General features: G+C 64.7%; 8 protein-coding genes and 1 tRNA gene. 6 read left to right on the top strand and 3 right to left on the bottom strand.

Annotation, left to right across the window (positions count from 1 at the left end):
- Positions 1–34 precede the first annotated feature (34 nt).
- Positions 35–1,180, top strand: coding sequence for an NlpB/DapX family lipoprotein (gene bamC, locus VJ673_RS12245; RefSeq protein WP_324126378.1), 1,146 nt, complete (start codon positions 35–37; stop codon positions 1,178–1,180).
- A gap of 110 nt (positions 1,181–1,290) precedes the next feature.
- On the opposite strand, the gene VJ673_RS12240 is transcribed toward bamC, so the two are convergent.
- Both VJ673_RS12240 and VJ673_RS12235 read right to left on the bottom strand, forming a co-directional pair.
- The gene (locus VJ673_RS12240) at positions 1,291–1,530 is read right to left on the bottom strand and encodes a hypothetical protein (RefSeq protein ID WP_324126377.1); all 240 of its coding nucleotides are present in this window, start codon (positions 1,528–1,530) and stop codon (positions 1,291–1,293) included.
- A gap of 163 nt (positions 1,531–1,693) precedes the next feature.
- Positions 1,694–2,266 carry a DUF7931 domain-containing protein gene (locus VJ673_RS12235; RefSeq protein WP_324126376.1) on the bottom strand — a complete coding sequence of 191 codons (573 nt, stop codon included), beginning with the start codon at positions 2,264–2,266 and terminating at the stop codon, positions 1,694–1,696.
- Between the two features lie 51 nt (positions 2,267–2,317).
- Here VJ673_RS12235 and rlmD point away from each other — a divergent pair, with 51 nt between their 5' ends.
- Both rlmD and VJ673_RS12225 read left to right on the top strand, forming a co-directional pair.
- On the top strand, positions 2,318–3,622 hold the full coding sequence (gene rlmD, locus VJ673_RS12230; RefSeq protein ID WP_324126375.1) for a 23S rRNA (uracil(1939)-C(5))-methyltransferase RlmD: 1,305 nt from the start codon (positions 2,318–2,320) through the stop codon (positions 3,620–3,622).
- 34 nt (positions 3,623–3,656) lie between these two features.
- Positions 3,657–3,746, top strand: a tRNA-Ser gene (locus tag VJ673_RS12225).
- Positions 3,747–3,781: 35 nt separating this feature from the next.
- Here VJ673_RS12225 and VJ673_RS12220 read toward each other — a convergent pair.
- Positions 3,782–4,270: a hypothetical protein gene (locus VJ673_RS12220; protein ID WP_324126374.1), complete on the bottom strand. Its 489-nt coding sequence runs from the start codon at positions 4,268–4,270 to the stop codon at positions 3,782–3,784.
- Positions 4,271–4,433: 163 nt separating this feature from the next.
- On the opposite strand from VJ673_RS12220, the gene VJ673_RS12215 reads away from it, so the two are divergent.
- From VJ673_RS12215 to VJ673_RS12205, 3 genes are all read left to right on the top strand, one after another.
- Complete coding sequence (locus VJ673_RS12215; RefSeq protein ID WP_324126373.1) at positions 4,434–5,066, top strand: rRNA large subunit pseudouridine synthase E; 633 nt, start codon at positions 4,434–4,436, stop codon at positions 5,064–5,066.
- 59 nt (positions 5,067–5,125) lie between these two features.
- The gene (locus VJ673_RS12210) at positions 5,126–5,584 is read left to right on the top strand and encodes a DUF192 domain-containing protein (protein WP_324126372.1); all 459 of its coding nucleotides are present in this window, start codon (positions 5,126–5,128) and stop codon (positions 5,582–5,584) included.
- Positions 5,585–5,728: 144 nt separating this feature from the next.
- The coding region (locus tag VJ673_RS12205) for an EscU/YscU/HrcU family type III secretion system export apparatus switch protein (RefSeq protein WP_324126371.1) at positions 5,729–6,061 on the top strand (333 nt) is incomplete at its 3' end.

The following is a 6,061-nucleotide window of genomic DNA, read 5'->3' as shown; positions in this document are numbered from 1 at the left end:
TGAATTTCTGATTACCAAGGATTTTCTGAATCTCATGAATCGTAGCGTGCGTACTTCTGCTTCTTTGCTTGCATTGGCCGTTGCGTTGACCGGATGTTCCGGTTCCCTGCTGGAGTCGAAGAAGATCGATTACAAGAGCGGCGCCCGCCAGGTGTCGCAGCTCGAAATCCCGCCCGATCTGACCGCGCCGACGCGCGACGACCGGTATGCCGTGCCGGACGTATCGCCCCAAGGCACCGCGACCTATTCGGCCTACATGAACGATCGCGCGGGTAAGCCGCAGACGACGCAGTCGACCACCGCGCAGGTATTGCCGACGGTCGAACGTATGCGCATCGAACGCGCCGGCTCGCAGCGCTGGCTGGTCGTGCCGGGCTCGGCCGACACGCTGTGGCCGCAGGTCAAGGATTTCTGGCTCGAGCTGGGTTTCGTCCTGAATATCGAGCGTCCGGAAATCGGCGTGATGGAGACGGACTGGGCCGAGGATCGGGCGAAGATTCCGCAGGACTTCGTTCGTTCGACCATCGGGAAGGTGCTCGACGGCCTGTTCTCGACGCCGGAGCGCGACAAGTTCCGGACCCGTCTGGAGCAGGGCAAGGATCCGAACACGGTCGAGGTCTACATCAGCCATCGCGGCATGATGGAGATCTACCCGAACGAGGCGAAGGATTCGACCGTGTGGCAGCCGCGTCCGGCCGACCCCGAGCTCGAGGCCGAAATGCTTCGTCGTCTGATGGTACGGCTGGGTGCGACCGAAGAGCGCGCCGCTGCGATCGTCGCAGCCGCTCCGCCCGCCGAGCGGGCCGCGCTGACGACGCAGGGTGGCAAGGTATCGCTGATGATTGATGAGACTTTCGATCGCGCGTGGCGTCGGGTGGGCCTCGCGCTCGACCGCGTCGGCTTCACGGTCGAGGACCGGGATCGCTCGAAGGGCCTGTACTTCGTCCGTTATGTCGATCCGGAGGCCGACGTGCTGTCGAAGAAGTCGGAAAGCATCCTGTCGAAGCTGGCGTTCTGGCGCAGCGACGAGAAGAAGCTCGGTAGCGGCAACGAGTATCGCCTGAGCGTGAAGGGCGATGGCAACAACTCGGTCGTCAGCGTGTTGACCCGCGAGGGCGGCGAAGACAGCTCGGATACCGCGAAGAAGATCCTGGCGTTGTTGCAGCAGCAGTTGCGCTGATCGAAGTCGCGGGCCGCGTTACCGCGCGGTCCGCGATCTCCGCCGCATCGCGCGGACGGGACCAAAAAAAAGCCGGCATATGCCGGCTTTTTCGTTGCGCTGGTCGCGAATTACTTCGCGGCGCCTTCCTTGGCGGGCTCGGCAGCAGCAGCCGGGGCAGCGGCGGGAGCAGCTTCGGCCGGAGCGGCAGCAGCGGGAGCGGCTTCCTTGGCGGCTTCAGCAGGAGCGGCGGCGGGAGCAGCCGGAGCAGCGGCGGCCGGAGCGGGCGCCGGAGCAGCAGCTTCTTCCTTCTTGCCGCAAGCGGCGACGGCGAGAGCGATCAGGGAGGCAACGAGGAGCGACTGTTTCATCGTGGGAATCCTTTTTTGTTGAATGCAGAGCAGTGGAACGCAACCGGCCAGCATGGCCTTTCTGGGGCGCCGGCAGATCTCGGAAGAAAGTTTATCAGTCTATCCCATGTTCCGACAAATTTTTGGTGCAATGCAATATGCACGGCATTTGCGGTCGATCGGTCTAGAGGCCAAGCGGTGAGCCGATTGCCCGATTTTCGCCGCGCAACCAAAGTGTTTCAAATTGTGTGCTAAAGCGCGTAACCGCGCTGGGCATGGCGAGGCATGCCTTTCCGCGAGGCCATGCCGGATGAAAGCGTGCGACGAGATGCTCGCCGTCGACGACGATGAAGGGCTGCGTCCAGCTGCGAGATCCCGGATCACTGATGCGCAGGCTTGCACGGTGGCCGTAGTCGCAAAGAAAGCGCTGCAGCCGGGGGCAATCGCGCTCGACGAAATCCGGGTCATGCAGGACGATACGCAAGGCATCGCTGCGCGGGGATCGTTGGCAGGCGGCTTCGAGGAGGGCGAGCGTGGCCGGGGCTTCGAATCCGCATTCGCCGAGGTCGGGGTCGAAGACGATGATCGTCTGGCCGGCCAGCGCGAGGACGTCGGCTACCGCCTGGCGGTAGGCCGCAAAGGCATCAAAGGTCGATTCAGAGGGATGGTCCATGATCGCGGTGATTTCGCATATACAGGGCAAGGTTCGGGGTACGACGGCTGACTCGAAGCCCCAGCAAATTATAGGCAGCGCCATGTAAAGTGCCCCGGCGGACGGTAAAATCGCGCTCTTTTGGGCGCGAGTTTCATGCCTGTCGCAGTCATCGAATCGCTGGACCACGAGGGTCGCGGCGTCACACACGTGGAGGGGAAGGTCGTCTTCGTCGACGGGGCCTTGCCAGGCGAGCGCATCGAGTATGCCGTCCACCGCCAGCGTCCGTCCTACGAGCTTGCGGACGTGACCCGTATCATCAAGGCGAGCGCTCAACGGGTAGAGCCCAAGTGCCCGCACTATGGTGTCTGCGGCGGCTGCTCGATGCAGCACCTGGACTCGGTGGCGCAGGTCGCGACGAAGCAGCGGGTGCTGGAGAACGCGCTGTGGCATGTCGGCAAGGTCAAGGCCGGGATCATCTATCCGGCGATTCACGGGCCCGCCTGGGGCTATCGTTATCGCGCGCGGATCGGCGTACGGCTGGTGCCGTCGAAGGGCGGTGTGCTGATCGGCTTTCACGAGCGGCGCAGCAGCTACATTGCGGACATGGGAACCTGCCCGGTCCTGCCGCCGGCCATTTCGGCGATGCTGCCGGCCCTGCATGAACTGGTCGCCGGGCTGTCCATTGCCGACCGTTTGCCTCAAATCGAGATCGCAGTGGCCGACACCGCGACGGTGCTGGTCTTCCGCAATCTGCTGCCCTTTAAACCCGACGACGAGAAGCGCTTGGCGGTCTTCGCCGACCAGTGGGGCGTTCAGGTCTGGCAGCAGCCCGGGACCAATCCGGCGAGCGCCCGTCGGCTGCATCCGAAGAAGGGGCCGGGGCTCGCTTACACGCTGCCGGAATTCGGCGTCACAATGGATTTCCTGCCGACGGACTTCACCCAGGTGAACGTGGATATCAACCGGTTGCTGATTCGGCGGTCGATGCAACTGCTCGACCCGCAACCGGGCGAGCGGATCGCCGACCTGTTCTGCGGCCTGGGCAACTTCAGTCTGCCGATCGCGAGCCGGGGCGCGACGATGGTCGGGGTCGAGGGGAGTGAAGGGCTGGTCGCGCGTGCGAGGGAGAATGCGCAGCGCAATGGCTTGGTCGAGCGGTGCGAATTTCATGCCGCCAATCTTTTCGAGGCGACCGAAGACAGCCTCGCGGCGCTGGGACGGCTCGACAAGCTGTTGATCGATCCGCCGCGCGAGGGGGCGATCGCAGTTGTGAAGGCGCTAAGCGAGGCGCAGATGCCGGCGCGCATCGTATATGTCTCGTGCAATCCCGCGACGCTTGCGCGCGATGCCGCTGTGCTGGTGCACGAGAAGGGCTACGTGCTGAAGGGGGCGGGCATCGCGAACATGTTCCCGCAGACGTCCCATGTCGAGTCGATAGCGCTGTTCGAACGGGGATGACGCGCGGAGCGCAAATGGTATACTCCGCGCTCCCGGAGGTGTGGCAGAGCGGTTGAATGCACCGGTCTTGAAAACCGGCGATGGTGAAAGCCATCCGTGAGTTCGAATCTCACCGCCTCCGCCAGATGCCCAGACAAGACGCGCCGCAAGGCGCGTTTTTCATTGGCGCAGGGTATGCAAGGGCTTGCGGCGGCCGACGCACTCGGTGAAATATCGGTCGCGCAGCCCGCGTGCCTCGCCCATGTCCAAACGGTAGTATCGCCGGGTGTACCAGGTGTAGGCGCGGGATTCGAGATATTCGGCGCGCCGCTGGTATTCGGCGCAACGCTCGTCCTGACGCTCTTCGGCCCGTTTTCTCGCGTCGCTTTCGATCTGCGCGAGGCGTCGGCTGTACTCCCGCCCCGACTCGACTTCACGCACGAAGCGCGCTTCGTCGAGCGCACGCTTTTCGGCGGCGTCCTGTTCAGCGAGGGAGGGCTGGTGCACGTCGAGGTCGAGCGGCTGCTTGTCGGGTCGTCCGGAACAGGCGCCGTCCTGGTAGGCGATCCGCCCGTCGGGCTGGGAACACTTGAACACCTGTGCCGACGCAGGCAGGACCGTCGCCCATGCGAGGGCGATCGACAGGGTCAGCCGTAGGGCGATGTTCATGGCGTATTCCTTCCGGATGTGCAGCCCGAACGATTATGGCTGATTCCGACAGATGGGAGCGTGATGGCTTCCCGCTGCGGCCGAGAGCGCATAATGGCGAGCTTGCGTCGCCTGCGTTCGTTCGACCGCGGCCGCTTCCTTCTTTGACTTCCGTCGGTCACGAATGTCCAGCCTGATTCTTCTGAACAAGCCTTACGGTGTGATTTGCCAGTTCTCGGGAGAGCCGGGGCGGCCGACGCTGAAGGATTTCGTCCCCGTTCCCGGGGTGTACGCGGCGGGGCGGCTGGATACGGACAGCGAGGGGCTGTTGTTGCTGACCGATGACGGGGCATTGCAGCACCGCATCACCGATCCGCGGCACAAGTTGCCGAAGACGTATGTCGTTCAGGTCGAGGGCGAGCCGGACGAAGCGGCGCTGGAGCGACTGCGCGGCGGCTTGGATCTGGGGGATTTCGTCACGCGTCCATGCGAGGCGCGGCGGGTTGCGGAGCCGGACTGGCTGTGGCCGCGCGATCCGCCGGTGCGCTTTCGCAAGAGCGTGCCGACGAGCTGGGTCGAGATCGTGCTGCGCGAAGGCAAGAATCGTCAGGTGCGGCGGATGACGGCGAAGGCAGGATTCCCGACGCTGCGGCTGATCCGGGTGCGTATTGGCGATTGGTCGCTGGACGGGCTACTCCCCGGGCAGTGGCGTAGCGAAGAGCTTGCGTTGCCGGCGGCGTCCGGCCGGCGCCCCGGGCCAGCGATCGGCGCGGCGCGACGGTCGCGGCCAGGCGGGCCAGCGGTGCGTCGCCCTTAGCAGGGGCGCTGCGGCGGGAGTAGAATTGCGCGCTCCAGTCATTCCGGGTGAGTGCATCGATGAAGTTCCGCGCAGTGGGCGTTCTTTCCGCAGCAGTCCTGGCCATCGGGGCGATGTGCGTCGCGCCGGCGGCGCGGGCGGATTTGCCGGTCGTCGAGCTGGGGGCGGGGATGTACCGCATCGAGGCGGAACTGGCTCACACCGATATGACGCGACAGGTCGGGCTGATGAATCGCCCGGTGATGCCGGCGCAGCGCGGCATGGTCTTCGTCTTCACCGAAGACGCGCGGCATTGCATGTGGATGAAGAACACGTTGATCCCACTGTCGGTGGCCTTCCTCGATCGCGAAGGGCGCATCCTCAATATCGAGGACATGAAGCCGCAGACGCTGGACAGTCACTGCGCGGCCGGCGCCGCGCGTTTTGCGCTGGAGATGAATCAGGGCTGGTTCGCCGGGCGCGGCGTGCATATGGGTGACAAGATCCGCGGGATCGACAAGCTTCCCGCAGGGCGCTGAGCGTCGTCCCAAATTCCCGAATTGAGGGTTTTTCCGGTCGCTTATCGACCGGCGGTGCTTGCCGCCCGCCGGCGATAATTGCCCTGTGTCGGGCTTCGTCCGCATTGAGCGGGCGGTCGGCACGAGGCAGGCAGGGACGCGGCGATGGCCGACGACAGCGATCTAGAGAAGACCGAACAGCCATCCGCGCGGCGGCTGGAGCAGGCCCGGTCGGAAGGGCAGGTTCCGCAGTCGCGCGAGCTGTCGACCTTCCTCGTGCTGCTCGCCGGGGTTGCCGGGCTGTGGGGCATGGGCGGGTGGATGTCGGCGCGCATCCTCGGCATGTTGCGCGAGGGCTTCCACATCGAGCGGGCCAAGCTCGTCGATCAGAACAAGATGCTCGAAGGTGTGCTCGGGCTGTTCATGGACACGCTCATGACGATGACGCCGCTCTTCACCATCCTGATGGTGTCGGCGATCGCAGCGCCGATCCTGATG

Source organism: Aromatoleum sp. (assembly GCF_035254505.1).
Taxonomy (GTDB): Bacteria; Pseudomonadota; Gammaproteobacteria; order Burkholderiales; family Rhodocyclaceae; genus Aromatoleum.
This window is presented reverse-complemented; position numbering and strand designations above follow the sequence as displayed.